This is a genomic window from Streptomyces sp. NPDC057136, assembly GCF_042670885.1.
GTDB lineage: Bacteria > Actinomycetota > Actinomycetes > Streptomycetales > Streptomycetaceae > Streptomyces.
The window spans coordinates 33486-59690 of sequence record NZ_JBHUUV010000015.1 but is presented as its reverse complement, the minus strand read 5'-3'; the positions used below and the strand labels follow the sequence as shown (position 1 = coordinate 59690).

Here is a 26205-nt window from a genome sequence, read left to right as displayed (position 1 = left end):
TTTCAGCCCACCTTTCCTGTGTACGGCTCCGGGGAGTCGAGGAGCACCCGGCCGTTAAGCTCCAGCCGCGTGGCCCGTACGACGTAGGGGGCGCCGGTCGCGGAGAGGAGCACGGCCGCAGCGTCGGCGTCGACGGTTCCGGTGCGGATACGGCGTGCGACGGGGGACAGCAGCACGGTCTCCTCCCCGTCCTCGAAGGCGACACCGTGACCCTCCGTGCAGCCGACCTGTTCGGACCGGCACGACGCACCGGGCGTGATCGTGGTGAGGAAGTGACCGTCCGACGACCGGGCGGTCGTCGAGCGCAGGGTGTGCAGCGTGCGGGTGAGGCGCAGTTCCGGCGTGCTGGACGTCGGATTGGCCTCCACCTCCGTGACCCCGGAGGCGACCGTCCCGCCGGCCGGAGCGAACTGCCGGACCCGGGCTACGGCCGTGCCCGTACGGATCAGCCGGGTGCCGTCCGGCCGTGCCTCGGTCGGCCGGTCGGTCTGGAGCAGGAACGTCCACTCCCGTCCCTCGTCCGCCTCGGCGAGATCGAGCAGCACCAGCCGCCCGGCCGGGGTGAACACCAGGGTCCGGTCGAGACGACGGACGCCCAGACCGGCGTCGTACATCGCGGCGATCTCGGCGGTGGAGTGCGCCCACCCGCCCTCGGCGTCCACCAGTACATCGCGCTGCCGGGCCTGCCGCTCGAACGGGATGTCCTTGTAGACGTGGTAGCGGTCCTCGTCGGCGTACCCCTGGCCGTCCACCAGGAGCAGATTGTGGTGGGCGGCCCGCTTGCGGTTGCTGTACCCCTCGTCGACCGCGAGGAACGCGCCCTGCGAGACAAGGACGAAGGAGCCCGAATCCGGGTGGTGGTGCCCCTGGTTCAGGGTCTCCCAGCCCAGCTCCGCCCGGTGCTTCTCCGCTGTCTCCCACGCCTTGTGACCGCCGCCGGGACTCGCCTTGAACGACACCAGCGTGGCGTCGTCGTCCCAGCCGGTCCTGGCTGCCAGCAGTCCCAGATCCGGGAAGAACGCCCGGGTCTCGGTGGGACGCGCGGCCGGCACCGCCGGGTCGTACCAGAGGTACTCCAGATACGCCTCCGGCAGGATTCCCGGCCGCACACCGCTCTCGGCCGCCTCCTGCCACAGCAGTTCGCCCGAGGCCAGATTGCCCATCCACTGGGCCTCCGCGATGCCGTACTGCGCGGCCAGACGGTAGTAGAGCCCGGCGCTGTGACCGCTGCGCCGGTCGTGGCAGTCGCCGTGATCGATGTTGAACGCGAAACCCGGAGCCGTCTGGTGCAGCCGGTAGCGGAAGGTGCGGGAGAGGAACCCGCCCCGCCCCCACCAGTCGATGCCCTCGGCCTCCTGGAGGAGATCCAGATGGGCGGCCAGGAACGGGACCCCGTAGCGCCAGTACACGACGCCCTCGGCGTGCGAGCCGTCCTCGGGCATCAGGTCCAGGACCCGGCCCAGATTGTCCTTGGCGCGCTCGGTCCACTCCTCCTTGCCCAGCACGTAGCCGGCCGTCGCCAGACCCGCGTAGCAGATCCAGTTGTGGTTCTGCCAGTACGAGGACGACCACCAGCGGCCCTCGCTCGCCACCGCGAACTCGTACATCCGCCGCCCCTGGAGCAGCAGCTTGTACCGCAGCAGCGCCCTCAGCCCGTCCGGCAGATCGTCGCCGATCCACCGGTGGACGAGCGACAGATGGTGCAGCAGCCAGCCCGCGTCCAGGTCGTGGTCCGGCATATGGGCCTTGCCCCAGTGCGGCAGCCGGACCGCCGCCTCGATCCAGCGGATGCTCTCCGCCAGATGGGCCCGGTCGCCGCCGACCCGGTAGGCCAGCGCCGGGTTGGAGGCCGCGGGACCCAGCCAGGTGATGCTGGCCAGGGGATGGGTACGGGGAGGGGTCAGCCCGCGGTGACGGGCCGCCTCCTCGTACAGCCGGGTCTCCTGCGCGGGGCGCGGTCCGGGCGGCGGGGTCGCCGACAGCAGCAAGGATCAGCCCTCCGTCCGGAATCGTGCCGTGGAGCCGTCGGCCAGTTCCACCGTCAGCTCCTCGCCGTCCAGCCGTACAGCGCTCACCGCCGGACCGGCGGACGTCGCCTGGTAGACCGAGGCGAAGACGACCCGATCGGCGTCGGCGGTGAAGTCGACCCGGGTCCGCGTCAGCTGGGGGTCGCCGGCCGGACCCGGGCCCGGTGTCGTCACCGGACGCACCGGCACCCCGTCCGTGTGCGTGTGCCAGCCGTGCAGGGTCTCCTCGCCGTACCAGGTGGTGCGCAACGGACCCGCGGCCTGCACCTGGACATCCAGCGCGGTGTCCGGGCGCAGCTGCGCCGTGATGCGGCGGGGCTCCTGGCCCGTCACCGTCAGCAGGTCCACCAGATAGCAGGAACCGAGCGCGATGCGCCGGACCGCGCGTACCCCTTCGTACGCCGCTGTCACCTCGGCGGTCACCGAGCCGGCGTCCGAGCCGAGCAGCGTGCCCGTGCACTCGGCCTGTTCGCCGCCGTCCACGCGGAACGCCGGATGGGCGGCGGCCGAGGCGTACAGCTCACGGAACTCGTCGTGGGCGTAGGGCACTTGGCCGGGGTCGGGCTGCCACGGGGTGCTGTCCCCGTACAGATACAGCGACAGCTTGTCGCGATGCCCGTGCGAGCCGCCGTGCGGACCGAAGTCCAGCAGGGCGTGGATACCCGCGCCGCGCAGCACCCCGTATCCGGCGGACGCGAACACCGTGACCGGACCCGGCGACGAACGCTCAAGAAGCGGTGGACCCGCGAACCAGCCGCCCAGCTCGCCGTCGAGCCCGTCGTCCGCTGTACCGAGCTCGGTACGGGCCCGCGCAGCCACCGCTTCCAATGCGGTCGAGGGCACCAACTGCTGGGCGAGTGCTACGAGTTCGAGCCACTCAAGGGCGAGTGGGCCGCGCAGATACGGACCGTCGTGGAGCGCGGGCAGGATGCCGCCCGGCGTCGCGATCGTCGCCAGTACGTCCGTCATCCCGGCCAGCACATCCACCACGTCGGACGGGATGTCCGAGGGGTCGGTGGAGCGCAGCGCCAGCAGCGCGGCCCGCAGCACGAACCCGTGGTAGTACGTGCTGCCTTCCCACTCCCAGCCGTCGTCGGCCACCGCGACCCGCAGATGCGCGTACAGCCCGTGGTCGCCTTCCAGCCACCGCTCGCCGCCGTCCCAGTCCCGGCCGCGCACGGCCGAGGCCGCCCGACTCGCCGCGACACCGGCCGCGTTGAGCCACGCGGTGTAGTTCGACGCGAGCTGTCCCTTCCCGGTCAGCACGTCACGGGCGTCCAGCGCCGCCCCTTCCAGGTCGTCCAGCAGCGGAAGGACCGCGTGCAGTTCGTCCGTGCCCTTCTCGGCGAGCGTGATCACCGTGTGCGCGATGTTCACCGCCCAGATGGCGTCGGTCAGCGCCTGGTGGAAGAGCCGGCCACGCAGCATCCAGGTCTGCGCCTCGCCGTGCCGTTCGGTGGCGAGTTCCGCGTACAGACCGGCGTACTCCACGAGCCGCGCGACCGTCTCCGCGCGCTCGCCCCGGTGGGCGAGCACCCGCAGGTGCCGCGCCCACGCCTGGTGCGACAGCACCAGCCAGGCACCGCGCACAGCCTCGTCGTCCACCCGACAGCCGTGCGCGCACCGCGCACCGCCGTCCGGGAAGACCCCGGCGAGCAGATCGCCGTGGTCGAGCTCCACACCGTGCGCGGGGCAGACGTACGCGTGCCACCAGCCGCCCCGCTCGCGCGCGATCCGCCTCAACGCGGCCATACGCCACCGTCGATGTCGACCGTGGTGGCCGTCAGGAAGCCGGACGCGGGGGAGGCCAGATGGACGACCGCCGAAGCGACGTCCTCGGGGGTCCCTGCCCGGCCGACCGGGATGCCGACCTCCATGGACTGCTGGGCCTCGGGTGCCGTGAACGTGTCGTGGAAGGCGGTTCCCTTGATGAAGCCGGGCGCGACGGCGTTGACCGTGATGCCCGTACCGGCCAGCTCCTTGGCGAGGCCCTTGGTGAAGCCGCGAATGCCTGCCTTGGCGGCGGCGTACGCCACCGAGCCGGGGCCGCCGCCGTTGTGCGCGGCCAGCGAGGACATCGTGATGATGCGGCCTGCGGACGACTTCGTGAGATGAGGGAGGGCGGCCCGTACCGTACGGAACGCCGACGTCAGGTTGACGGAGACGACCTGCTCGAAGTGGTCGTCGGTCATCTCGGCGATCTTCGCGCGGCCGATCAGATGACCCGCGTTGCAGACGAGGACGTCCAGGCCGCCGAGGAAGCCGGCCGCCTCCTCGACGAGACGGTCCACGTCCGAGGTCACCGTCACATCGGCCTTGAACGCCTTCGCCCTGCGGCCCAGAGCCTCGATCGCGGAGACCGTCTGCGCGGCCTCGTCGGCGGAGGAGTGGTAGTGGACGGCGACATCGGCGCCGGCCTCGGCAAGGGCGACGGCGATGGCCCGGCCGATGCCGTGGCCCGCCCCCGTCACCAGTGCGCGGGAACCGTTGAGATCAGCAGACATGGGTGAAGCCCTTTCGATCATTCGACAGCCGGTCGCAGAGGGACCGGCACCGGTCACTTGAGACCGGCGGTTGCGAAGCCCTGCACGAAATAGCGCTGGCCGATGAGGAAGAGCACGACCATGGGGAGGGTGGCCAGCGTGGTGCCGGCCATCAGGAAGTGCCATTGGGTGCCGTTCTCCGTCTTGAAGACGGAGAGCCCCACCTGGATCACCCGCAGACTGTCGGTGCGGGTCACCAGCAACGGCCACAGGAAGTTGTTCCACGAGGACTCGAAGGTCAGCAGCGCCACCGTGGTGAGCGCGGGCTTGACCTGCGGCGTCATGATTTGGGCGTAGATCCGGAACTCGCCGAGCCCGTCGAGCCGCGCCGCTTCCTCCAGCTCCACCGGCAGATCCAGATAGAACTGCCGGAAGAGGAAGACGGCGAACGGGGTGACGGCGCCCGGGATGATGAGCGCCCACCAGGTGTCCAGCCACCCGCTGCCGCCCTGGCCGAGGATGTCGTTGCCACCGGCCAGCGGCATGAAGCGGACGATCAGGAACTCCGGCAGCACCTTCGTGTACGTCGGGATCATCAGCGCCGCGATGAACAGGTAGAAGATCACCTCGCTGCCGCGGAACTTGATCCGCGCCAGCGCGTATCCCGCCATCGACGCCACCAGCACATTGAGCACCGTGTGGCTGATCGCGATGATGAAGCTGTTGCGGGCGTACGTGGCGAACGGAGCCGCCTTCAGCGCGTCCAGGTAGTTCCCGAACTCCCAGTGCTCCGGAAGCAGTCCGGCATCCTGCGAGGCGATCTCCACCGGCGTCTTGAGCGAGGTCAGCACCATCCAGACGAACGGCACCACCATCAGCAGGGAGATCATGGAGAGCGTTACATAGAGCGCGATCCGGCCGACGGAGACGGGTGCGCGCTGCCGCCGCGGTTGCGTCGCGGGTGCCGGCTTCTGCAGCTCAGCTGTGGCCACGGGTGCCTCCCATGATCCGCCGGTTCACCAGAGTGAAGCCCATCAGCAGTGCGAACAGCACCAGTGACTGCGCGCAGGCATAGCCGACGCGGAACTCCCGGAAGGCGGACTTGTAGATCTCGTACGTCATCATCGTGGTGCTGTTGGCGGGGCCGCCGTCGGTGAGGATGTAGATCTGGTCGAACGACTGGAACGCGGTGATCATCGACGTGATGAGCACGAAGAACGTGGCGGGCTTCAGCAGCGGCAGCGTGATCGAGAAGAACTGCCGCACCTTGGACGCGCCGTCGACCGCCGCCGCCTCGTACAGCTCCTTCGGCAGGGACTGCAGCGCGGCCAAGTAGATGAGCATCTTCATGCCGATGCCCTGCCAGATGCCGACCAGGATCACCGAGGGCATTGCCCAGGTCGTCGAGGAGAGCCACGCGGGACCGTCGATGCCGAGGAACGACAGCAACGCGTTGAGCAGCCCGTTGCCCGGGTTGTAGATCCACAGCCAGACGAGGGCGATCGCGACGGTCGCCGTGACCTGCGGCAGGAACACCGCGGTACGGAAGATGCCACGGGCCTTCAGACCGGTGTGCAGGGCCAGTGCCAGCAGCAGACCCAGCAGCATGCCGAACGGCACGGTGAAGAAGGTGTAGATGATGGTGTTGACGATGGACTTGCGGAAGACCGCGTCCTCCAGCATGTCCCGGAAGTTGTCCAGGCCCACGAACTGCGGCGCCGTCAGCACGTCGTACTTCGTGAAGGCCAGGGCCACCGAGGCCACGACCGGCAGACCGATCCACAGCGAGGCATGCAGCAGCGCGGGCGCCACCATGAGCATGCCTGCCCGGCGCCGGCGCCGGCCCGGGCCCGTGGGGGCCCGGCCGGTGCGCTTCGGCGCTACTTTCTCAGGGAGTGAAGGAGGCCGTGCGGGCCGTGCCTTCACTACGGATGTCGCTCCCACAGTGACGGGTCCTCACATCCGGCCGATGGCGGCCTCGGCGAGCCGGCCGAGCTCCGCGATGGCGTCCTTCGCCGACTGGTTCCCCACGATCGCGGGCTCCAGCGTCGGCTTGATCTTTTCGCGGATCTCCATCCAGGCCGCGGTGCCGCCCTCGGAGACGGCGTGCTCCAGGTTCTGCAGCGAGAGATCGACGAACTGGTTCTCCTTCACATAACTGGTGTCGTTCAGGTCGCGCAGACCTGGCACCGAACCGCGCTGCTCGGCCGCGCCGAGGATCGACTCGGGCGTCGCGAGATACTCGACGAGCGCGAGGGCCGCCGCCGGGTGCTTGGAGCTCGCGGACTGCGATACGAGCGTGCCGCCCTGGAGCATCGCGGGCTTGCGGTTGGCGAGGATGAACGCACCGAGCTTGTCGTCCTTGAGGAGGTCCGGAGCCTGGTCCCCGACCTGCTTCCACAGGGCACTGCTCGTCATCATCATCGACGCCTTGCCGGTCTGTACGTTGGTCGGGGCCCCGAGGTCCGTCTTCTTGGCGTAGACGGCGGAGCCGTCCTTGACGAGATCCTTGAAGAACTGCAGCGCCTCGACCCCGCGGGCGTCGTTGAACAGCACCTTCTTGCCGTCGGCGCTGAACAGCCGGCCGCCGTTGGCGAAGAGGAAGGTCTCCCAGCACTGGCGCAGATGGATGGAGAACGGGTCGAAACCGACTCGGCCGTCCTTCGTCAACTGCTTTGCCATCGCGCGCAGTTCGGCCCAGTTGGCCGGGGTCTTCTTGATCCCGGCCTCCGCGAAGTGGTCCTTGCGGTAGACGACGATGCGGGTGTCGAGGACGACCGGCAGCGCGTACAGCTTGCCGTCGTAACGCGACGGGTCCAGCACCCGCTCCTCGTAGTCGTGCGCGGCGGCCAGCTTCTCCGGCAGCTCGGCGATCGCCTTCCTGGCGGCGAACGGAGGGATCCAGCCGACGCCCATCATCAGCACATCGGGCAGCAGCCCGCCCGCGAGGCCGGTGGTGATCTTCTCGTTGAGCTGGTCGTACGTGGTGTAGTCCACGTTTACCTTGACGTCCGGATACTTCTTCCGGAACCCGCCGAGGATCTTCTGCTCCAACAAGGTCTTGCCGTCGGCGCCTTCGAAGATCGGGGTGAGCAGCGTGATCTCACCCTCGGCCGGGCCGTCGGCCGAGCCGGACGCCGAGGAGCCGGTGCTGCAGCCCGTGAGGGCGGCAGCGGTACCCGCGCCGATGACAGCGAGCAGCGACCGTCTGTTGAGTTCCATGGAACACCCCTTTTGAGGTGGAGCTGTGGATCGATCCAGTCATGGCATCCCAGGTATGGCTGGGAAGTGCTGGTAAATCGATGCACTGAGACTAGGAACGTCGTGAGAGCGACGTCAACAGCTGATGCACAAGAATTTTCAGGGATGTTAACGGGTGTACCGGTGAAGTGCGTTCAGTAAATCGGTACACTAGAGTGGTAGTGCATTCCGAACCGGAGGTGGCATGAGCGGGGTAACGATTCATCAGGTCGCGGCGGCGGCAGGGGTATCCGCCAGCACGGTCTCCAACGTCCTCAACGGGCGTACCGACCGTATGCAAGCGGCCACCCTGGCCCGTGTCGAACAGGCCATTGAACAGCTCAGCTACCGTCCGAACCGGGCGGCGCGGATGCTGCGCACCGGCCGGATCAAGGTCATCGGCCTCATCGTGCCGTCCGTCGCGAACCCCTTCTGGGGCTCCCTCGCCCGCGAGTTGGAGGCGATCGCGCTCACCGAGGGCTATCACGTACTGCTCTGCAACAGTGAGCGCGATCCGGCCCGTGAGCTCAAGTACGGCGAGGAGCTGCTCGCGGACGGGGTGAGCGGAGTGGTGCTCTGCTCCTCGCTGCCCTCGCTGGACCATATGACGCCGCTGCTCAGCCGAGGTCTGAAGATGGTCGCCTTCGACCGCACAGCGCAGGCGGGGGACCCGCCGTCGCTGGCCAGCATCAGCGTGGACAACGCGATGGGTGCCGAGCTCGCCACGCGTCATCTGATCGAACTCGGCCACCGCAGGCTGGCGTTCGTCTCGGGTTCGGTCAACAGCGTCAACCGCCGGGAGCGGCTGCGCGGCTTCAGGGCGGCCCTGGAGTCGGCGGGTCTCGACCCGGCCGACGCCGTGGTCTGGCCGGGCGCCGAAACGACCGAGTTCGGCGACAAGGACGCCGCCGAGCTGGGGCGCAACGCGGCCCGGGAGCTGTTGTCCGGGCCGCGTCCGCCCACCGCGTTCGTCGCGATCAACGACATGTGCGCGATCGGTATCTGCCGGGGCGCCAAGGACGCCGGGCGCACCGCGGGGCAGGACGTCTCGGTGGTGGGCTTCGACGACATCCTGCTCGCGGACCTCTTCGAACCGCCGCTCACCACCGTCCGTCAGCCACTGCCGGAGATGGCGGCGGAGACGTTCCAGCAGCTGCGCGCGCGGATCGACTCGGCGCCGGTGGCAGGGCGTTCGCTGCTGATCCGTCCCCGCCTGGTGGTACGGGAGTCGACGGCACGGGTGCCGGTGCCGGTGCCTGAGCCGGTTGCGTGAGGGTGCGGGCCCGACCGCGTGATCGCTTTGTCCTCAATCGCCGGACGGGCTTGAGTGTGCCGGGACCGGCTTGATTGCCCCTGGCCGGCCCGGGCTGGAAGTGGCCGGCCAGGGGGAAAATCAAGCCCACCCCGGCGTTTGAGGGGCACTTAGGCCTGTGTCCGGCGATTGAGGACAAATCGGGGCCGGAGGTCGCGCAATCAACTCGGACCGGCCCCGCCCCGCTCTCAGTCCGCCGACATTGTCCAGCCCACCGCCTCGATGCGCCGCGCATCGCTCGGCCGCGCCTCGTTGAACACCGTGCGGTCGCCGTCCTCGACTCGGATGGAGTCCACGTACACACCGCGTCCCACGTACAACCGGTCGGTGCTGTAGCGCCAGCGCAGCCGTACGTCCGTTCCGCGCCAGGACGTCAGGTCGGCGTCGAGACGGTGCCAGACCCGGCCCGACCAGCCGGATACCGCGCCCGTCGGGTGCGGTTCGGGAGCCGAGCCGGGGGCCCCACCCGTGCGCAGCGTCGTGAACGGCACCGGCTGCCAGCTCGTCCCCGCGTCCGCCGAAGCCTCCAGATACAGCCCGTCGGAACCGGGCTCCGTATCCCACCACAGCGCGCAGCTCAGCCGGGCCCGTTCGGAGGCGGGGCGTAGAGGCGGCAGCGACAAGGTGGCGGTCGTGGTGCTCGCCATCCCCGAGAACCAGGCCGTGCGCCCCGCTGCCGGAGAGACGGCGACGGCCCTCGCCATCTGGTTCGCCGTGGCCACCCGGGGCGCACTGCCGGACCTCCAACTGCGTACCGGGTGCACCGAGTTGCCGAGGACGATCAGGAAGGAGTCCGTCGTCGGGTCCAGGACCAGGCTGGTTCCCGTGAAGCCGGTGTGCCCGGCGCTGCGCGGCGTGGCCATCGCGCCCATGTACCAGTGCTGGTAGAGCTCGAAGCCGAGACCGTGCTCATCGCCCGGGAACGCGGTGTTGAAGTCGCTGAACAGCAGCTCCACCGAGTCCTCGGAGAGGATGCGGGACCTGCCGTAGATGCCGCCGTTGAGCAGCGTACGGGCGAGGATCGCGAGGTCCCAGGCGCACGAGAAGACACCGGCGTGGCCCGCGATCCCGTCGAGGCTGAACGCGTTCTCGTCGTGGACCTCGCCCCAGACGAGGCCACGCTCCAGGCCCGACCAGGGCAGCCGGGCGTCCTCGGTGGCGGCGATCTTCGGCTTCCAGGCGGCGGGCGGGTTGTACCGGGTGCGGTGCATCCCGAGCGGAGCGGTGATCTCGTCGCGGAGCAGGGCATCCAGAGCGCGACCGGTGATCTTCTCCAGGACCAGTTGCAGCGAGATCAGATTGAGGTCGGAGTACAGGTACGCGGTACCGGGCGCACTGGCCGGCACCTCCTTCCACAGCAGCCCCAGCTTGCCTTCCCGGGTCGGCTCCTTGTAGAGCGGAATCCAGGCACGGAAGCCGGAGGTGTGCGTGAGCAGCTGACGGATCGTGATGTCCTGCTTGCCGCCGCCCGCGAAGTCGGGAAGATACGAGGCGACGGTCGCTTCCAGCTCCAGTTCACCCCGCTCGATCTGCTGCACCGCCAGGATCGAGGTGAACAGCTTCGAGACCGACGCCAGGTCGAAGACCGTGTCCTCGGCCATCGCGATCTGCTGGTCCGCCGGGAACTCCACCCCGCTGTCGGTCTTCTCGTCGTACGCCGCATAGCGCACCGCCTTGCCGATCGGCCGGTGCAGCGCCACCGTGCCGCCCCGCCCCGCGAGCAGCACCGCGCCCGCGTACCAGGGGTGCTTGGGGGAGTCGGCGAGATACTTCTCGGCCTCGGCGACGAGTTGATCCAGTGGCTCCTGGAGAAGCCCGGCGCGCTCGGCGGAACCGCGATGCAGCGTCGGCCGCCCCGACCCTGGTGCCATGCCCGTACCGGCCTCCGACCCTGTGTCCGACACCTGCGCGCCGGACGCTCCCGCGTTCCGCTGCGCGCCGACCGCCGTCCCCGCGAAGGGGATCGGTGCGAGGGCGAGCGCGCCGCCCAGTGCCAGTATCCCGCTGCTCAGCCTCCGACGGCTGATTCCCGCGTCCGTCGCGTCCGTCGCGCTCTTCGCGTACCTCGCGTCCTCGGTCATCCGGAACCCCTCTCCCACCCTGTAGAAGCACGTGCGCGAAAGTAACTTTCGAAATTTCGTCCGGCAATGAAACTTCCTGCCGCCGCCGAGATTACTGTCACCGCCTGCGCCCCGTACGCCCCTGACGGAACAAAGAATCTGACAAGGCGTCAGAAAACCTCTTCCCTCGCCCGCCCGGCTGCGGCATCCTGCCGCCCATGGAGACGGAGCTGAGCAGGAACCTGGGGATCGAGCACGCCATCTTCGGCTTCACGCCGTTCCCCGCAGTGGCCGCGGCCATCAGCAGAGCGGGCGGACTCGGCGTACTCGGAGCGGTGCGCTACACCGCCCCCGACGACCTGGCGCGCGACCTCGACTGGATGTCGGCCCATGTGGACGGCAAGCCGTACGGCCTCGACGTCGTCATGCCGGCCAAGAAGGTGGAGGGGGTGACGGAGGCCGATGTCGAAGCGATGATCCCGGAGGGACACCGCCGCTTCGTCCAGGAGACCCTGGCCAAGCACGGAGTCCCTGAACTGGCGGAGGGCGAGGCATCCGGCTGGCGCATCACCGGCTGGATGGAAGAAGTGGCCCGCAACCAGCTCGACGTGGCCTTCGACTACCCGATCAAACTCCTCGCCAACGCCCTCGGTTCCCCGCCCGCCGACGTCATCGCACGCGCCCACGCCCACGACGTCCTGGTCGCCGCACTCGCCGGCAGCGCCAAACACGCCCGCCGGCACGCCGAGGCGGGTATCGACATCGTCGTCGCCCAGGGATACGAGGCGGGCGGCCACACCGGCGAGATCGCCTCGATGGTGCTGGTCCCGGAGGTCGTCGACGCCGTCGGCCCCCTCCCCGTACTCGCCGCCGGAGGCATCGGCAGCGGTGAGCAGATGGCCGCCGGACTGGCCCTGGGCGCCCAGGGCGTCTGGCTCGGCTCTCTCTGGCTCACCACCGAGGAGGCCGACCTCCACTCCCGCGCACTGACGCGGAAACTCCTCGAAGCGGGCTCCGGCGACACCGTCCGCTCCCGCGCCCTCACCGGAAAGCCCGCACGCCAGTTGCGTACCGAATGGACCGATGCCTGGGACGACCAGGCAGGACCCGGCACCCTGCCCATGCCGCTCCAGGGCCTGCTGGTCGCCGACGCCGTATCGAGAATCCAGAAGTACGAGGTCGGGTCACTGCTCGGCACACCGGTCGGCCAGATCGTCGGATCGATGAACACCGAGCGGAGCGTGCAGGCCGTCTTCGACGACCTGACCCGCGGTTTCGAACGTGCCGTGGACCGCATCAACCGCATCGCCGGACGGAGCGCCCCGTGAACCAGCCCCCCAACGGCTTCTGGGCCCAGGCCACCTCCGACCCCGACCGTACGATCCTCATCGCACCCGACGGAGAGCGATGGACCGCGGGCCGCCTGCACGCCGCCGCCAACCGCATGGTCCACGGGCTGCGTGCGGCGGGACTCCACCGGGGCGACGCGTTCGCCGTCGTCCTGCCCAACGGCGCCGAGTTCTTCACCGCCTACCTGGCCGCCACCCAGGCCGGTTTCTACCTCGTGCCCGTCAACCACCACCTCGTCGGCGCGGAGATCGCCTGGATCGTCTCCGACTCCGGCGCGAAGGTCCTGATCGCCCACGAGCGCTTTGCCGCCGCCGCGACCGCCGCCGCCGACGAGGCCGGACTCCCCGCGAGCCACCGCTTCGCCGTCGGCGGGCCCGACGGATTTTGCCCGTACGAGGAACTGCTCGACGGACAGCCGGACACCCCGCCCGATGACCGCACCCTGGGCTGGGTCATGAACTACACCTCGGGCACCACGGGCCGTCCGCGCGGCATTCGCAGGCCGCTCTCCGGCAGACTCCCCGAGGAGAGCCACCTCGGCGGCTTCCTCGCCATCTTCGGCATCAGGCCCTTCGACGACAACGTCCACCTGGTCTGCTCACCGCTCTACCACACGGCCGTGCTCCAATTCGCAGGCGCTTCCCTGCACATCGGCCACCCACTCGTCCTGATGGACAAGTGGGCCCCGGAAGAGATGCTGCGGGCCATCGACGTACACCGCTGCACGCACACCCACATGGTCCCGACCCAGTTCCACCGTCTGCTCGCGCTCCCCGCCGAGGTGAGGGAGCGGTACGACGTGTCGGCCATGCGACACGCCATCCACGGGGCGGCCCCCTGCCCGGACCACGTCAAGCGCGCCATGATCGACTGGTGGGGCCGGTGTGTCGAGGAGTACTACGCGGCGAGTGAGGGCGGTGGCGCGTTCGCCACGGCGGAGGAGTGGCTGAAGAAGCCGGGCACCGTGGGAAGGGCCTGGCCCATCAGCGAGCTCGCCGTCTTCGACGACGAGGGCAACCGCCTCGCGGCCGGTGAACTCGGCACCGTGTACATGAAGATGAGCACGGGCGGCTTCAGCTACCACAAGGACGAGACCAAGACGGCGAAGAACCGCATCGGTGACTTCTTCACCGTCGGCGACCTCGGCATCCTCGACGAGGACGGTTACCTCTTCCTCCGCGACCGCAAGATCGACATGATCATCTCGGGTGGTGTCAACATCTACCCGGCCGAGATCGAGGCCGCCCTCCTCACCCACCCGGCGGTCGCCGACGCGGCGGCCTTCGGCATCCCGCACGCCGACTGGGGCGAGGAGGTCAAGGCCGTCGTCGAACCGGCCGAGGGCCAGGAGCCCGGCGAGGCACTCGCCGCCGAGATCCTCAGCCACTGCGAAGAGCGGCTCGCCGGCTACAAGTGTCCCAAGAGCGTCGACTTCATCACGGCGATGCCCCGCGACCCCAACGGCAAGCTCTACAAACGCCGCCTGCGTGAGCCGTACTGGGAGGGACATACACGCGCGATGTGAACCCCGGCCGGGCCCCGGCAGTGCACTCACACCCGGTCGCTCAGCGGTCCTCCACTGCCGAAAGCCAGCGCCGCGAAGCGTTCGCCGATGCGGAGATGGGTGGCGGCGTCCGGGTGGAGCTGGTCCGGCAGCGGCAGTTCGGCGAAATCCGTGTCCCCGTAGAGGTCGCGGCCGTCGAGGTAGTGCAGGTTCGGGTCGTCTGCCGCCCGCTGCTTCACAATGCGGGCCAGCTCGTCCCGGACGACGTTGAGCGTCAGCTTCCCGGCGGACCGTTCCGCGGGGTCGCCCGCGGCCACGAACCGGAGCTTCCCTTCGCCGATGTTGCTCAAGTCCGGGGCGCTGGGGCCCGGGGTGTCCTCGTGGATGGGGCACAGGATGGGCGAGACGACCAGCAGCGGCGCGGTGGGATGCCCCTCGCGGACGGTGTCGAGGAAGCCGTGCACCGCCGGAGTGAAGGCACGCAGCCGCATCAGATCCCTGTTGACCAGGTTGATGCCGATCTTCACGCTGATCAGGTCCGCTGGGGTGTCCCGCAGGGCGCGGGCGGTGAACGGGTCGAGCAGGGCGTTGCCGCTCAGGCCGAGGTTGATCAGCTCCACGCCGCCGAGCGAGGCGGCCAGCGCCGGCCAGGTCGTGGTGGGGCTCGCGGCATCGGAGCCGTGGCTGATCGAACTGCCGTGGTGGAGCCACACCGTGCGGCCGCTTTCCGGCACGTCCTCGACGGGGGCGTCGGTGCGCAGCGTGATCAGCTGGGTGATCTCGTTCCAGGGCAGCCAGATCTCGACGTCCTTCAGCCGGTCGGGCAGACCGGCGAAGCGGATTGTGCCGACCGGTCCGGCCTGGGCCTCCGTGGCACCGGTGGCCATGTCCACCAGCAGGACGTTGCCGCCGGTCGCCTCGGTCTGCCCGGCCGGACGGCCGTCGACGAGCAGGTCGTACACCCCGTCCGGACGGGGCGGGGCGCCCCGGTAGGCCATCTTGGTGCGCAGCGTGTCCAGTTCCACGACGGTGGCCCGAGTGCGGAACACCACCCGTACGCCGGAGGGCTGGGCCTCCGCCATGGCCAGCTGACCGTCGGGGAACTGCGCGCGGGCCCGGGCGGGCAGCCGGTGCGGCAGCACACCGAGCTCGGTCTGCTCCAGGTCGAGTACGCCGCGCAGGAGGCCGGCGGTGACGGGCGTGGTGATCCACTCTGTCGTCCCGGGCGAGGTGGAGCCGGGGGCGGGGTCGTGCGGTGAGCTCATGAATTCAGGCTGACGACCGGGCATCTGATCCGCAAATGATTTCACGGCGTCCGGCGAAAGAGACGGGACGCGCGGGCCCGCCCGGCGGTCCGGTGCCGGGCAGGCTCCACACGTACGGCTACCGGCCCTCGCGTACCCGCAGCACCCGCAGGTCGGGCGAGCGGGCGATGTCCTTCTCGCAGAAGCGGGACGTCACCCAGCGCTCACCCGAGTACAGCTCCGTCTGGTCGCTGTAGTGCGGCGACCGGGTGTTCGAGGACTGGGAGTACGTGAGCAGGGTGCGTGCCACCGGGCACGCACTGCCGTCCCAGCCGACCGCCTGGATATAGCTGGAACCGGCCGACACCTCGGTGTATCCGCCGGTTGCCGCGTTCCACACGGGCTCGGTCTTGTTCCAGATGCCCAGCAACTCCGTACCGCCCCCGACCGGGATGCGCTTCCCGTTCCGTACGACGAACTGATGCCCGCCCAGCGGTGCGTCCAGCGCGATTCCCGCGGTCCGCAGCTCCTTCACCGTGTCGGCGAGCGCCGCGGTGACGCCCGGAGCCGAAGTGTTCAGGGTGTTCGGTGTACGGACCGGGTCACCGGCGGAGAAGGGCACCTTCCAGAGCTGGGCCGCGGGCACGGCCGTCGCCTTGCGCCAGAAGCGGTCGAAGAGCAACGCGCCCCGGCTGTCGGTGTCCACGCTCCGGCCCCAGTCCCGCAGGACGGGGCAGGCGGCCGAGACATCGACGGAGATGCCGTCGCTGCCCGTCGCCACCCCGCCAGGCAGCGCCGCACAGGCGTCCGCGAGGTCGGTGGAGACCAGATCACCGGCGGGCGCCCGGTTGGCGAACTGCTGGTGCTGGAGGTCCGCGACGGTCAGCCGCCCCATCTCCGCCATGGCGGCCACGTCCTCGACCGCCCCGCGCGTCCGCATGGACCGCGTCGTGCCGATCGTGCCGAAGACCCGCTCGTAGCCGGTCAGCGGCTGCCCGGCGTGGGTCAGCCAGGCGCTGTCGTTGGAGTTCTGGGAGATCACCGCTTCTCTGAACTTGTTGGCGGGGTGTTACTGAGGTTGAACTCGTGGAGTCGTAGGGGCTGACGGCTCGTCGTCCGTGCGGTAGCACCGGGGCATGCGGTATCCGCAAGGGGGCGGGCTGACCGCCGAACGGCAGCAGTTCCGCGAGGAGTTACGGCTGAAGGCGGCCGAGAAGTTCGCCCAGGGCGAGGCGGGTTCGGTCATCGCAAAGGATCTGCGGGTCAGCGTCCGCTCGGTGCAGCGGTGGCGGCAGATGTGGGACGAGGGCGGTCCGCGGGCTCTGCGGTCACAGGGGCCGGCGTCGCTCCCGAGGCTGAGCAAGCTGCGGGACGGAGCGCCGAGCGCTATCCCACCGACATGACGGACGCGGAGTGGGCCGGGCTCCAGGCTCCGATGTCGGAACCGGCATAGCTGGAGGGCCAGGGCGGGCGCCCGGAGAGGTTCTGCCACCGGGAAACTCGACGCGGTGCGCTACGTGGTCGACTTCCTCTGGAACCTCAGGTCCCAGTCTCCAGGTGTCGTATGCCGCCGAAGGTTGCATACGCCGAGATGCTGACCGGCGAGGTGAAGAGTCTTTCTGCACAGCGGGCTGCGGAGTCGTGCGGATCTACCTTGCGTTTTCGGAGGTCGCCGATGCCCGACGACCTCAGTGCCGCCCTCACCAGACCAGGCGGCCCGGACAGCTACGGCACCAGCGGGCTGCTGGCCACCGGGGTGACTGTGCTCTGGACGAAGAGGCGGGTGGTACCCGTTGGCAAATACCCAGCGGTGGAAGGGGAGTTCCTGCCAGGCTTTGGGGATCAATCCGGCAAGGGAGACAGACCGAAGATGGCAATGGTGCAGCAGCCCACCTCCGCGCAACACCGGCGGGTGCAGTGGAAGGTTATCGACCGGGCCATGGCCCGGTACTCGACCGAGTCCCTGCTGGTGCTTCTCCATGCTGCGCTCGCCTCCCCGGGGTGTTCCCGATTCCACGACCACCTCCTCTTGTTGTGGACCCGGGGCCTGCGTACGCCGCCCAGGTCGGGCCGGGAGGCGGGGGCAGGTGACCTGCCTGGCCTGGTCGTGGCCGTCGTCGGGGCTGCTCCGGGTCGGGGCACGGTCACCGAGGCGGAGCCGAATGACGCGCGGGCGCTGGTGAAGCTGGAGGTGGCGGGGGAGCGGTTGCTGGTCCATCCCGGGCAGCTCGATCATCCGCTGTTGTTCCTGCGTGGTGCGCAGATGACGGCTCTGGCCGTCGACGAGGCGTTGCTCGCGGTGCGCGGGTTCACCCTCACCGATGTCCTGGAGCTGGTTCTGCGGTACACGGACCGCGCGATGACCGTGCTCGCGCCCAGCTGGCCGGAGGTGTACGAGGACCGGGATCCGGGGGAGTTCGCGTGCGGGATCAGCCCTGGTGAGGTGGAGGCCGCACGCCCGTGGGCGGATCTGGATCCGGCTGTGCTCGTCGGGTTGTGCCGGCATCCGGAGAGGGCGGCCCGGGCGCTGGACTGGCTGACCGCGGATCTGGCCGATCTGTCGCTGCGCTATCAGCCGGCGGCACCGCTGCTGGGTCCGGTGCTCGCCGTCGTCGCGCACGGCCGGCGTCGGCTGGTGCCCGTGTCCGCCGCGCTGCGGGAGCTGATCGCCGAGGTACCGGACCGTATGGTTGTGGAGCAGCGGCTGCAGGAGCTTGCGGTGGAACGCGTTGCGAACCTGCTGGGTCTGCGGCAGGTCCCGGTTCGGCCGGGGCCGATGTGTGTGATCTCCTCGCCCACCCACCGGTACGACATTGCGATCGTCAGCGCGCTCTCCGAGGGCCTGTCGGGGCGGGTCGAGGAGGGGCGCGCCGCTCTCGCTGCCGGCGAGCCGGGCCGGGGACGGCTCGTGGTCTATGCCGGGCCAGCGGTGCTGGGGCCGGAGCTGATCCGTGACACCGCCTCCCTGCATGTCGAGGAACTCGCCGAGATCCTCGCCAGCGCGGAGGGGGACCCGGCGCTGCTGGCCCTGTTCGTGCTGGAGCTGACCGAGCACCCCGGGGTCGACGCCCTCTTCTACCGGGAACCGCATGTCGTGACTGCTCATGACGCTGCCCAGCCGTCCCTCCCGACCATTGACCAGCTGTGTGCTCTGAGGGACTTCGTCCATGGCCGGACCTACCACGCCGCTTCCGTCGCCATCCGGTTCCGCGGGGAACCTGCTCATCCTGCGGGCTCCGCTATGGCGGAGGTGCCCCGGGTTTCTCAGGCCGTCTATGACGTGGTGCGCCGCTTGAGCAGGCAGCTGTATGCGGAGCTCGAAGAGGGGCAGCCAGGGCCCTCGGCTGAGGCTGCACGGGAAGTGATTCTCACGATCGCGGCTGTGTGGCGGGACTCGCCCGACCTGCCCGCGGAACTGCGCCCGCTGATTCCGGACGCGGAATGACGCCACACTTCAGCGGAGCCTGCCCGCCTTTTTGCGGCCTTGGAGTACGGCCGGCATGGGCAGGTCGAGAAGGCGGGCGAGGGCAGCGGTGACGGGCGTGGCGTGGTCAGGCAGGTACTGAGAAATCCAGTCGGCTGCCAGCGCGAGGAAGTTGGTCAGATCGCGCTCGGCATCGGCGAGCAGGTGCCGGAACTCGGTGACGGACAGCTCGATCACCGGACTGTCGGTCCGCTCGGCGTCGACGGTGAGCCGGACGGTCTCGTCGAAGCGCTCGGCAACCGGTGACACGGGGTCGTGGCCGAACCAGAGCGCACCTCCGTCGTCGATGAGCTGGTGCCAATCGCGCCAGTCCTCCAGCCCGTCACAGCAGCCAGGCAGGAAGGTGACGCCTGTTGAGTCCGTCACTCGCAGGCCGCCGGCTGCGTAGAGGTTCTCGAAGGTCAGGAGTCCGTGGAGAAAGGAGCTGAGCGGGTCGGCCGGCCGTGGCGGACGGTCGCCGTCGGGGGCGGTGTCATTCCAGCTCACCATGCCCATCACCGCTGTCCCGACCTCGGTGGGCGAGAGCTCTCCGCTGAGAGGCAGGAAGCTGAATCGCTCGACCTTGACGACAGGCCAGAGATCAAAGCCATCAGGGGTGGCTATTTCCAAGACGGGCTGGATCACGATCACTTGCGAAGTGTCCCGCATCGCCCACCCAAAGCGCCTCCCGATTAGCTTGTCATTTATCCAGTCGGCGGGGCTTGGTGCCCTTCTTGTGATGGGCGGGTCTGGTGTACGCCTCGCCGGTTGCGAGGACCCGTCCCACGTCGTGGCGGGTTGCCGAACGGCTGTTTCTTGAACCGAGTGGGCGGCCGGGGCCAGGTCGGGAGGGTTTGGGCGCACGCGCTGGCGTCGGGGTCTGAGCGTGGAGGTTTCTGAACCCGGTTCAGGCGGGGGTCGTGGTCACCCGCGCAGTGTGCCGCCCGGCCTCGGCGGTCCGGGCCGGTTCACCGGCGGTAGCAGTGGCTTAACCGCTCTGTTCTGGTGAGCTGAAACAACCAGCCTGGCCCTGCTGGCCAGGGCCAGAGCACTATCACCGCTGATAGCGGCCTGGCCCTACCCGCAGGGCCGGACCTGGGAGACTAGGGATCATGACCGACCGTCGACCGCTCTCGCTGCCCGCCTTCTCCGAGCCCGCTTCCGACGCTCCCGTACCCGCCCAGGCGGGTGGGCGCCGGCTGATGCCGGTCGAGCAGGGCGCCGACTTCCGCCAGCCGCCCGGCGAGACCGAGCCCGAGCCCGCACCCGCCCCGGCTCGACGTCCGCTCGCCCCCGGCGGCCTCACCTTCTCAGACCCGGACCGCCATATCTGAGCGCTACCACCACGGGTTGCGCCACGTCCAGGACCAGCTCACCACCTAGCCCCACCGCCCTGTGTGCCAGCGCCTCCACCTGGACAGTGGTCGTAGCCGGCCCGGCTCCCGCCTCGGATACCGTGTTCCTCTACGGGGTGCCATAACGGATGTGACGCCCCCCACCGGAGGTAGTCAGCGTATGAGTTCAAAGCGCAGCAAGAATCCAGCCCTGCCCGTACTTGACGACGCATTCCGACTCGCGTCGGTCAAGGACGCCGAAGAGTCCACCCGTGACTTGGCCGCGCGGCTGGCCACCACCGAGCTGCGCCGCGTTTCCCACCCGGGCCGGGTCACCTGGGAGCCCACCGATCAGGCCGAGCCCGTACCGGTCCCGCCGACTGTGGTCGACGGTGACGGGGACCTGTGGCTGCGGGACCGGGGCACTGGCACCTGGACCATGCCCGAGTTCAACCCGAAGGAGTTCCCGGCCCGCTGTGGCGAGGTTCTGACGTGGAACCAGCTTGCCCGCGAGTTCGGCCCGCTGACCGCACTGGCCGACGACCGCCGCATCGGCGGCGGCCGGCGCTGACCGCGCAGCCTTCTGGGATGACCGCGCCCCTGAAGCGCCCGTTACGGGTAGCTGGGAGCTCCAGCTCACCGCCGAGCTCGACGGTGGCGGCGAGCAGGTGAGCGTGGTGGTGGCGTGCGACGGCCTCGAGCAGCGTGGTGCGGGCCTGGCGCCACCCGATGTCCTCGGTGCGGCCGGCGTCGGTGGACCAGCCGGGTAGCGGTCGGCCTTCAGTTGCCGTGGTGAGCGCGCGGCCCAGCTCGCCGATCGACTGCTGCCAGTCGGCCAACTGCCCGAGCAGGCCGCGCACCAGCTCGTCGACGGCGGCCGCCGGGCCGGCGCCGAAGGCCCGCGCTTCGGCGGCGGCCTCGGCGAGGACGTCTTCGTCCAGGTCCTCGAGGGCCTCACGCCACGGAGCGGCCGCAGCGTCGAAAGCGGCCAGGGCGGCGTGCAGCTCGGCGTCGAGAGCGGCGGGCGAACACGGCAACGGGGTGCTGATGAGGATTCGTGAAAATGGCTCTGCCCGGAGTTTCGTGAAGGGCCAGGTCGTCGGAGTGGAGGTGGCGGGGATCCAGCGGCCCCCTTCGTAGGTCGCTACCCAGCAGCCACAACCATGCCGGCCGTGACCTGAGGACGGTTGGGGAGCAGCGACGCGAGGTTGTCCCTTACGAAGTCCGCCGCCCGCTCGATCGACTCTTCGGCCCCGGACTGGTCCTCAAAGACGCTGGTAGAGACCATCACTCCGTCCCCTGCGTCCACCCAGTAGTAGGCCACGAAGCCGGGGACTCGGCGGAGGAGAGGCACGAATCCCTCATCCACTCGACGTCCCGCCTCGGCAGAGTCAGTCACTCCTTCGTAACGCCGAATTACTGCGTACACAGCTGATCTCCTCACGGATCCCAAGGTCACCTTGCGCGAAGCGACCTACCCCCACCGAGCGTCTTTCGCTCGGGGGACGCCCGGAAGTGACCCGTATAGGCGCACCGGTGATCCAAACCGGGGGTCTGCTGTGGCCAGGGCTGAGCGAACCGGGACATCACGGAAGTCCGGTCAGAGCCGTGAAAATCCCCAGGGTCGCTCTTCCCCTCAGCTGGTTGGGGGTTGAACGTTCTGGGGAGCCTGGGGATCGAGGAGCGGAGAGAAGGCGTCTCGGAGATTCTTCGGGCCCTCGGTAGTGAAGGGCAGTCATCCCCACTTCGCGGGCGGCGGTGACGTTGGCGGCGGTGTCGTCGATGAACAGGCAGCGGTGGACTGGCGCCCCGACTCATTCGGCGGCGATGAGGTAGACACGCGGGTCTGGCTTCGCGACACCGATGTGGGCGGTGTTCACCACGGCGTCGGCGAGGACGTCCAGCCCCTGCCGAGCGAGATCCGAATCCAGCCGCGTGGTCGCGTTGGAGACCAGGGCGACGGTGACGGCCTTGCGGGCGCGCTTGAGCAGGGCGACGACCTCTATCGGCACGGTGAAACCGGCCGTGGTGCCGGAGGCGTCCGAGGCGGAGGTTACCAGGAACGGCACCGCCGTCACCGGCAGCACGGTGAGCTGACGCCGCCGCACCGGACTGCCGCGTCCGACCCTTGCCCTCACCCCCACGCCCGCACCAGGAGCGAGCTCGACGCCCATATTTCAGTGGGACAAGGAGGTGTGGAAGGAAGACGTGCGCCTGATGACGCAGGCCGGAGTCAATCTTGTCTCGCTCGGCATCTTCTCCTGGGGCCTTATCGAGGTGGCGGACGGCGAGTTCGACTGGCGGACAACGGCATCGCCATCGATCTCGCCACACCGACGGCCGCGCCCCCGAGCTGGCTCCTTGCGGCACACCCCGAGATCTACCCCCTCGACCACGACATGCGGCCGCGCTGGCCCGGCTCCCGGGTCGGCTGGTGCCCGAGCAGCCAGCCCGCGAGGTGTACACCTACGGCCGCGACTAGTGTGACGGCACCGTCTTCGCTCCCGCTGGGCGAGGCTGACCGGAAGGCACTCTGAACATGACTGGGCAACGTGACCGTTGGGCGGAACTGACCGGCGGGCAAGGTGGCGACGAGTACGCTCAGCGTTTCGCGCGGCTTGCCGAATCGGGTCATGACATCCACGGCGAGGCCACCTTCTGCGCCGCGTTGCTGAAGCCCGCCGCCCGGGTACTCGACGCCGGCTGTGGCACCGGTCGGATCGCGATCCGACTCGCGGTACTGGGCCACCACTGCACGGGCGTGGACGTCGACTCCTCGATGCTCGCGGTAGCCCGCCGAGACGCCCCCACTCAAGAATGGGTCCTCGGTGACCTGGCCCGTCTGGACACTCTCGGCCTGAATCCCGGCTTCGACCTGGTGCTCGCCGCCGGAAACGTCATCCCCCTGCTGGCCCCCGGCACCGAATCAGTTGTTGTCCGGCAGTTGGCCGCCGCACTGCGCTCCGGCGGTCTGCTGGTCACGGGTATGGGACTGGACGCAGCACATCTGCCGCTGGCGGAGCCGCCGGTGACCATTACGGACTTCGACCACTGGTGTGCTCAGGCCGGACTGACCTTGCGGCAGCGCTACGCCACCTGGAGCGGCGATCCCTACTACCAGCGCTGTGGTTACGCCGTCAGCGTGCACTCCCGGCTCGCCACGTGAGTCCGCGCCTTCTGCGTCAGGTCGCCGACGCGGAACTGGTGCGCGACGCGGTGGCTGGGCTCGACGTCCCACCCTTGCAGCGGCCGGTCACAACAATCCGCGGCGCCGTGCGGCATCGAGCGGACGCTCATTCGGCGCTACGGGCACTTGGCGGCCCGCTCTCCCGCCCGAAAGGGCGCAGGGAGTTTGGCGTGCACACGTCTTGACTGGTGGTCGTTACCGCACGCACCGTTGCTCAGTCGATCCGGCCAGGGGGAGTACGTGAAAAGCAAGTTGCTCGGCGCGTCCACGGTCCTGCTCCTCTTGGCTGTGGTGGTCGCCTTGCCGGTGCCGGCCTCTTCCGAACCGCGTCCGGGGCCGACGCGTGTCCTGCCGCTGGGCGCCGTCGACCTGACCGAGACCCGCAGCACGCGGACGCTGCAGCCCGGTGTCACCCTCACGCGGATTGTGCGCGGTGACGACGCTCCGGCGCTTGCGTGGACGGTCGAGGTTGCCATACCCGGGGGTGCCACCTCGCCGGACCCCGATGCGCCGCCGACGGCGCTGAAGGACCGGTCGAGCGCCGACGAGCTGGCTGCCGACGCGCACAGGGACGGCTTCGACGCCCGGGTCGAGGAGGTCACGACTCCAGCGGTCGCCGACTACGCCGGTGGAACGCTAGGGTGGCGGGTCCGGGTCGGGCAGTTCGACTCGCAGTCCGCCGCGACGGCCGAGCTCACCCGGCTGAGGGGTGCCGGGTACGCAGGGTCCGCCGTATACACCGGCTGGGACGGCGACCCCGCGGACCGTGGCCCGTGGCGGATCGACGTGCTCACCATCGACCCGGCCCGGTTCCGCGGTACGCTCAAGGCGTCGTACGGTCCCGATCTGGAGAACCGTGAGAAGACCAGTGAGCTGGCGGCTGCTTCCCGCGCAACCGCAGCGGTCAACGTCGGGTTCTTCGTCCTCGACCCGCGAGCCGGAGCACCGGGCGATCCGGCCGGCGTCGGCGTCTACGACGGCCGGCTGCTGAGCGAGCCGGTGAACGGGCGTCCCGGCCTGGTGATGCGCGACTCCGGCCGGCACAGCAGGGTCGCCCGGCTCACCTGGAAGGGGCGGGTCGCCGGCCGGGATGCGTCGCAACCCCTGGACGGCATCGACCGCGTACCGGGCCTGATCAGGAACTGCGGCGGTACCGCCGACGACACTCCGACCTCGCTGCCCCTGCACGACGTGACCTGCACCGACCGCGACGAGCTCGTCGCCTTCACGCCTGAATACGGTCGGCAGACGCCGCAGGGCGAGGGCCTCGAGGTCGTGCTGGACGCCCGAGGGCGGGTCCTGGAGCGGCGCTCACCGCGCGGCGGACCGCTGCCGGCCGGCGGCACCTCCGTGCAGGCGACCGGCAGCCGCGTCGCCGAGCTGGCCGCCCTGGCGCAGGTCGGCCGGCCCCTGCGCGTCGAGGGGACGTTGCGGGACGACAGCGGCCGCAAGGTCTCCCCGTCACCGGCGACCAGTATCCTCAATGGCGGTCCCGAACTGGTCCGCGACGGACGGCTGCACGTCACGGCCGCCACCGACGGGATGGCGCAGCCCGGCAACGCGAGCTTCTACTACGGCTGGGTGCACAAGCGCAATCCACGCACGCTGGCCGGGGTGGACGCCGCAGGCAGGACCGTGCTCATCACCGCCGACGGACGCGGCACGGGCGCGCTGGGGCTGAGCATCCCCGAGAGCGCTGCCGTCGCCCGAGCGCTGGGCCTGCGCGGCGCGGTCAATTTTGACGGCGGCGGGTCGACCACGATGGTGGTCGACGGCGAAGTGATCAACGACCCGTCCGACGCGGCCGGTGAACGCCCTGTCGGGGACGCACTGCTGATCCTGCCCGACCGGGGCTGACCCGGCCCGGTCCGAGAACGCCCGAGCCAGGGCTCGGCCGCTCGTTCCGGGGGCCGAGGTGGTCGCGGTCAACGGCCGTGTACCGGCGCGGAATCCGCCCGTCACCCACCTCCGCTGGAAAGATTCGGTCCGTGAACGACAACACCTCTGGCCAGAAGGCCCGCGAACTGCTTACCCAGGCATCCCAGCACCCGGTTGCCAGTCCTCAGCGCGACGCGCTGGTAGCCGAAGCCGCCGTGTGGGCACGTCTGGAGCACGCAGCCGTCATCGAGCGTCACTCAGTCGCTGCGGTCGACATCGAGTCCGCCCTGGCCTCCTTCGCCGACCCCGTGCGGAAACTCGGCAGCGAGATCGGCAACCTGACCGAGCACATCAAGCTCAGCCAGAAGTGATCGAGCACGTCGAAGGAGGGCACGACGGTGAGGCGCCGGCGCCCGGTCACTCCGACAGCGAGCAGGAAATACGGAAGCGGGCCGGAGCCGCGCCGCCGACCACGTTCAGCGGGTTGTGGCGCCGCGCGGGTCGATGACCGCGCGAGGCATTCGGCGGCGTTCGTAGGTACGCCGGGTGACCGCGCGGACGCCCGCCAGGTCGTCGATGACCGCCGCCACCAGGGACCGCTCGTCGTACCTGAGTTTCTGGATCCGGCCCGCCGGCGACAGCATCAAAGCCGGGCGGGAGGCACTGTCGTACCGGACGCGTCTGGTCTTCATGGATCCTGCGGGGTCTCCGATCCGCTGGCGCACCAGCTGCGCCTCGTCGTAGGCCACCGTGGAGACGAACCGCCCGTCCCCGGCATCCTGCGACGACGGTCGGCCGACGCTCACGGTACGGCCGAGGGCGTCAGGCTCGATGTCCTGGTGCAGGTCGAAGCCACCGGGGTCGATCGTGCGGCCCACCGGGAAGCCCGCCCGCACACCGGCAGTGTCGGGGTCGGCAGATCGATCTCGTCCAGCCGACCGGGGCCGGGTCGTAGCTGTAGCGGGTCAGCCGTCGCTCGTACTCGGCGTCTTCGGCGGCGCCCGGATCGCCGGACCGGGTGACCCGGGGGTTGGAGGAGGTCAACAGCTGGCCGCTCGGGCCGCAGATCCTCCGGCACGTCGACCGACGCTCGTGCGCATCGCGGCCGTACAGCGCCTGTGCG

21 protein-coding genes and 3 pseudogenes are annotated in these 26205 nt (G+C 69.7%); 11 read left to right on the top strand and 13 right to left on the bottom strand.

Annotated features, from left to right (window positions below; all coding sequences use genetic code 11):
• Positions 1 to 2: 2 nt before the first annotated feature.
• The 6 genes from ACFT7S_RS19535 to ACFT7S_RS19510 all read right to left on the bottom strand — a co-directional run bounded on the left by ACFT7S_RS19535 (position 3) and on the right by ACFT7S_RS19510 (position 7732).
• Positions 3 to 1988 carry a hypothetical protein gene (locus ACFT7S_RS19535; protein ID WP_382733369.1) on the bottom strand — a complete coding sequence of 662 codons (1986 nt, stop codon included), beginning with the start codon at positions 1986 to 1988 and terminating at the stop codon, positions 3 to 5.
• 3 nt (positions 1989 to 1991) lie between these two features.
• Entirely contained in the window at positions 1992 to 3779 is a 1788-nt protein-coding gene (locus ACFT7S_RS19530) for a heparinase II/III family protein (protein WP_382733367.1), read from the bottom strand.
• Positions 3767 to 4531, bottom strand: coding sequence for an SDR family NAD(P)-dependent oxidoreductase (locus tag ACFT7S_RS19525; protein ID WP_382733364.1), 765 nt, complete (start codon positions 4529 to 4531; stop codon positions 3767 to 3769). The genes ACFT7S_RS19530 and ACFT7S_RS19525 overlap by 13 nt, the downstream gene beginning before the upstream one ends.
• Before the next feature lie 53 nt (positions 4532 to 4584).
• Positions 4585 to 5502 (bottom strand): carbohydrate ABC transporter permease, encoded by a 918-nt coding sequence (locus ACFT7S_RS19520; RefSeq protein ID WP_382733362.1) that lies wholly within the window; start codon positions 5500 to 5502, stop codon positions 4585 to 4587.
• Entirely contained in the window at positions 5489 to 6325 is an 837-nt protein-coding gene (locus ACFT7S_RS19515; RefSeq protein WP_382733360.1) for a carbohydrate ABC transporter permease, read from the bottom strand. The genes ACFT7S_RS19520 and ACFT7S_RS19515 overlap by 14 nt, the downstream gene beginning before the upstream one ends.
• Before the next feature lie 141 nt (positions 6326 to 6466).
• Entirely contained in the window at positions 6467 to 7732 is a 1266-nt protein-coding gene (locus ACFT7S_RS19510) for an ABC transporter substrate-binding protein (RefSeq protein ID WP_382733358.1), read from the bottom strand.
• A 223-nt stretch (positions 7733 to 7955) separates the two neighbouring features.
• Here ACFT7S_RS19510 and ACFT7S_RS19505 point away from each other — a divergent pair, with 223 nt between their 5' ends.
• Positions 7956 to 9023, top strand: a complete 1068-nt coding sequence (locus tag ACFT7S_RS19505) for a LacI family DNA-binding transcriptional regulator (RefSeq protein WP_382733355.1) — start codon at positions 7956 to 7958, stop codon at positions 9021 to 9023.
• Between the two features lie 227 nt (positions 9024 to 9250).
• Here ACFT7S_RS19505 and ACFT7S_RS19500 read toward each other — a convergent pair whose 3' ends face one another.
• Positions 9251 to 11143 carry a serine hydrolase gene (locus tag ACFT7S_RS19500; RefSeq protein WP_382733352.1) on the bottom strand — a complete coding sequence of 631 codons (1893 nt, stop codon included), beginning with the start codon at positions 11141 to 11143 and terminating at the stop codon, positions 9251 to 9253.
• A 197-nt stretch (positions 11144 to 11340) separates the two neighbouring features.
• Between ACFT7S_RS19500 and ACFT7S_RS19495 the strand changes: the two genes are divergently transcribed.
• Positions 11341 to 12450, top strand: a complete 1110-nt coding sequence (locus tag ACFT7S_RS19495; RefSeq protein WP_382733350.1) for a nitronate monooxygenase — start codon at positions 11341 to 11343, stop codon at positions 12448 to 12450.
• Positions 12447 to 13997, top strand: coding sequence for an acyl-CoA synthetase (locus ACFT7S_RS19490; protein WP_382733347.1), 1551 nt, complete (start codon positions 12447 to 12449; stop codon positions 13995 to 13997). Before ACFT7S_RS19495 ends, ACFT7S_RS19490 begins: the two co-directional genes overlap by 4 nt.
• 26 nt (positions 13998 to 14023) lie before the next feature.
• Here ACFT7S_RS19490 and ACFT7S_RS19485 read toward each other — a convergent pair whose 3' ends face one another.
• The gene (locus tag ACFT7S_RS19485; protein ID WP_382733344.1) at positions 14024 to 15241 is read right to left on the bottom strand and encodes a GDSL-type esterase/lipase family protein; all 1218 of its coding nucleotides are present in this window, start codon (positions 15239 to 15241) and stop codon (positions 14024 to 14026) included.
• Between the two features lie 118 nt (positions 15242 to 15359).
• Positions 15360 to 16256: pseudogene (locus ACFT7S_RS19480) on the bottom strand (penicillin acylase family protein); the annotation flags it as partial.
• A gap of 100 nt (positions 16257 to 16356) precedes the next feature.
• On the opposite strand from ACFT7S_RS19480, the gene ACFT7S_RS19475 reads away from it, so the two are divergent.
• Both ACFT7S_RS19475 and ACFT7S_RS19470 read left to right on the top strand, forming a co-directional pair.
• Positions 16357 to 16623, top strand: coding sequence for a helix-turn-helix domain-containing protein (locus ACFT7S_RS19475; RefSeq protein WP_382733342.1), 267 nt, complete (start codon positions 16357 to 16359; stop codon positions 16621 to 16623).
• Positions 16624 to 17090: 467 nt separating this feature from the next.
• Positions 17091 to 18665, top strand: coding sequence for a hypothetical protein (locus ACFT7S_RS19470; RefSeq protein WP_382733339.1), 1575 nt, complete (start codon positions 17091 to 17093; stop codon positions 18663 to 18665).
• Positions 18666 to 18674: 9 nt separating this feature from the next.
• Here ACFT7S_RS19470 and ACFT7S_RS19465 read toward each other — a convergent pair whose 3' ends face one another.
• Together ACFT7S_RS19465 and ACFT7S_RS19460 are read right to left on the bottom strand one after the other, a co-directional pair.
• On the bottom strand, positions 18675 to 19334 hold the full coding sequence (locus ACFT7S_RS19465) for a hypothetical protein (RefSeq protein ID WP_382733336.1): 660 nt from the start codon (positions 19332 to 19334) through the stop codon (positions 18675 to 18677).
• A 49-nt stretch (positions 19335 to 19383) separates the two neighbouring features.
• Positions 19384 to 19587, bottom strand: a pseudogene (locus tag ACFT7S_RS19460) (transposase); the annotation flags it as partial.
• 208 nt (positions 19588 to 19795) lie between these two features.
• On the opposite strand from ACFT7S_RS19460, the gene ACFT7S_RS19455 reads away from it, so the two are divergent.
• A complete protein-coding gene (locus ACFT7S_RS19455) occupies positions 19796 to 20017 on the top strand; it encodes a hypothetical protein (protein WP_283454507.1) in 222 nt (73 codons plus the stop codon).
• 181 nt (positions 20018 to 20198) lie between these two features.
• Entirely contained in the window at positions 20199 to 20588 is a 390-nt protein-coding gene (locus ACFT7S_RS19450; protein WP_079403197.1) for a hypothetical protein, read from the top strand.
• A 1243-nt stretch (positions 20589 to 21831) separates the two neighbouring features.
• On the opposite strand, the gene ACFT7S_RS19445 is transcribed toward ACFT7S_RS19450, so the two are convergent.
• The gene (locus ACFT7S_RS19445) at positions 21832 to 22191 is read right to left on the bottom strand and encodes an HAD family hydrolase (RefSeq protein WP_382733332.1); all 360 of its coding nucleotides are present in this window, start codon (positions 22189 to 22191) and stop codon (positions 21832 to 21834) included.
• Positions 22192 to 22234: 43 nt separating this feature from the next.
• On the opposite strand from ACFT7S_RS19445, the pseudogene ACFT7S_RS19440 reads away from it, so the two are divergent.
• The 4 genes and pseudogenes from ACFT7S_RS19440 to ACFT7S_RS19425 all read left to right on the top strand — a co-directional run bounded on the left by ACFT7S_RS19440 (position 22235) and on the right by ACFT7S_RS19425 (position 25453).
• Positions 22235 to 22554: pseudogene (locus ACFT7S_RS19440) on the top strand (beta-galactosidase).
• Between the two features lie 2 nt (positions 22555 to 22556).
• Positions 22557 to 23183, top strand: a complete 627-nt coding sequence (locus tag ACFT7S_RS19435) for a class I SAM-dependent methyltransferase (RefSeq protein WP_382733329.1) — start codon at positions 22557 to 22559, stop codon at positions 23181 to 23183.
• A 261-nt stretch (positions 23184 to 23444) separates the two neighbouring features.
• The gene (locus tag ACFT7S_RS19430) at positions 23445 to 25061 is read left to right on the top strand and encodes a phosphodiester glycosidase family protein (RefSeq protein WP_382733327.1); all 1617 of its coding nucleotides are present in this window, start codon (positions 23445 to 23447) and stop codon (positions 25059 to 25061) included.
• A gap of 131 nt (positions 25062 to 25192) precedes the next feature.
• Positions 25193 to 25453 carry a hypothetical protein gene (locus ACFT7S_RS19425; RefSeq protein WP_382733324.1) on the top strand — a complete coding sequence of 87 codons (261 nt, stop codon included), beginning with the start codon at positions 25193 to 25195 and terminating at the stop codon, positions 25451 to 25453.
• A gap of 105 nt (positions 25454 to 25558) precedes the next feature.
• On the opposite strand, the gene ACFT7S_RS19420 is transcribed toward ACFT7S_RS19425, so the two are convergent.
• Positions 25559 to 25978: a hypothetical protein gene (locus ACFT7S_RS19420; protein WP_382733321.1), complete on the bottom strand. Its 420-nt coding sequence runs from the start codon at positions 25976 to 25978 to the stop codon at positions 25559 to 25561.
• Between the last annotated feature and the right edge of the window lie 227 nt (positions 25979 to 26205).

What these genes read in the sequence shown, in the direction of transcription:
- ACFT7S_RS19530 (WP_382733367.1), bottom strand. Translation starts at nt 3,779, where the DNA reads ATGGCCGCGTTGAGGCGGATCGCGCGCGAGCGGGGCGGCTGGTGGCAC.
- ACFT7S_RS19525 (WP_382733364.1), bottom strand. Translation starts at nt 4,531, where the DNA reads ATGTCTGCTGATCTCAACGGTTCCCGCGCACTGGTGACGGGGGCGGGC.
- ACFT7S_RS19515 (WP_382733360.1), bottom strand. Translation starts at nt 6,325, where the DNA reads ATGGTGGCGCCCGCGCTGCTGCATGCCTCGCTGTGGATCGGTCTGCCG.
- ACFT7S_RS19510 (WP_382733358.1), bottom strand. Translation starts at nt 7,732, where the DNA reads ATGGAACTCAACAGACGGTCGCTGCTCGCTGTCATCGGCGCGGGTACC.
- ACFT7S_RS19505 (WP_382733355.1), top strand. Translation starts at nt 7,956, where the DNA reads ATGAGCGGGGTAACGATTCATCAGGTCGCGGCGGCGGCAGGGGTATCC.
- ACFT7S_RS19500 (WP_382733352.1), bottom strand. Translation starts at nt 11,143, where the DNA reads ATGACCGAGGACGCGAGGTACGCGAAGAGCGCGACGGACGCGACGGAC.
- ACFT7S_RS19495 (WP_382733350.1), top strand. Translation starts at nt 11,341, where the DNA reads ATGGAGACGGAGCTGAGCAGGAACCTGGGGATCGAGCACGCCATCTTC.
- ACFT7S_RS19485 (WP_382733344.1), bottom strand. Translation starts at nt 15,241, where the DNA reads ATGAGCTCACCGCACGACCCCGCCCCCGGCTCCACCTCGCCCGGGACG.
- ACFT7S_RS19475 (WP_382733342.1), top strand. Translation starts at nt 16,357, where the DNA reads ATGCGGTATCCGCAAGGGGGCGGGCTGACCGCCGAACGGCAGCAGTTC.
- ACFT7S_RS19470 (WP_382733339.1), top strand. Translation starts at nt 17,091, where the DNA reads ATGGCAATGGTGCAGCAGCCCACCTCCGCGCAACACCGGCGGGTGCAG.
- ACFT7S_RS19455 (WP_283454507.1), top strand. Translation starts at nt 19,796, where the DNA reads ATGACCGACCGTCGACCGCTCTCGCTGCCCGCCTTCTCCGAGCCCGCT.
- ACFT7S_RS19450 (WP_079403197.1), top strand. Translation starts at nt 20,199, where the DNA reads ATGAGTTCAAAGCGCAGCAAGAATCCAGCCCTGCCCGTACTTGACGAC.
- ACFT7S_RS19445 (WP_382733332.1), bottom strand. Translation starts at nt 22,191, where the DNA reads ATGGGCGTCGAGCTCGCTCCTGGTGCGGGCGTGGGGGTGAGGGCAAGG.
- ACFT7S_RS19435 (WP_382733329.1), top strand. Translation starts at nt 22,557, where the DNA reads ATGACTGGGCAACGTGACCGTTGGGCGGAACTGACCGGCGGGCAAGGT.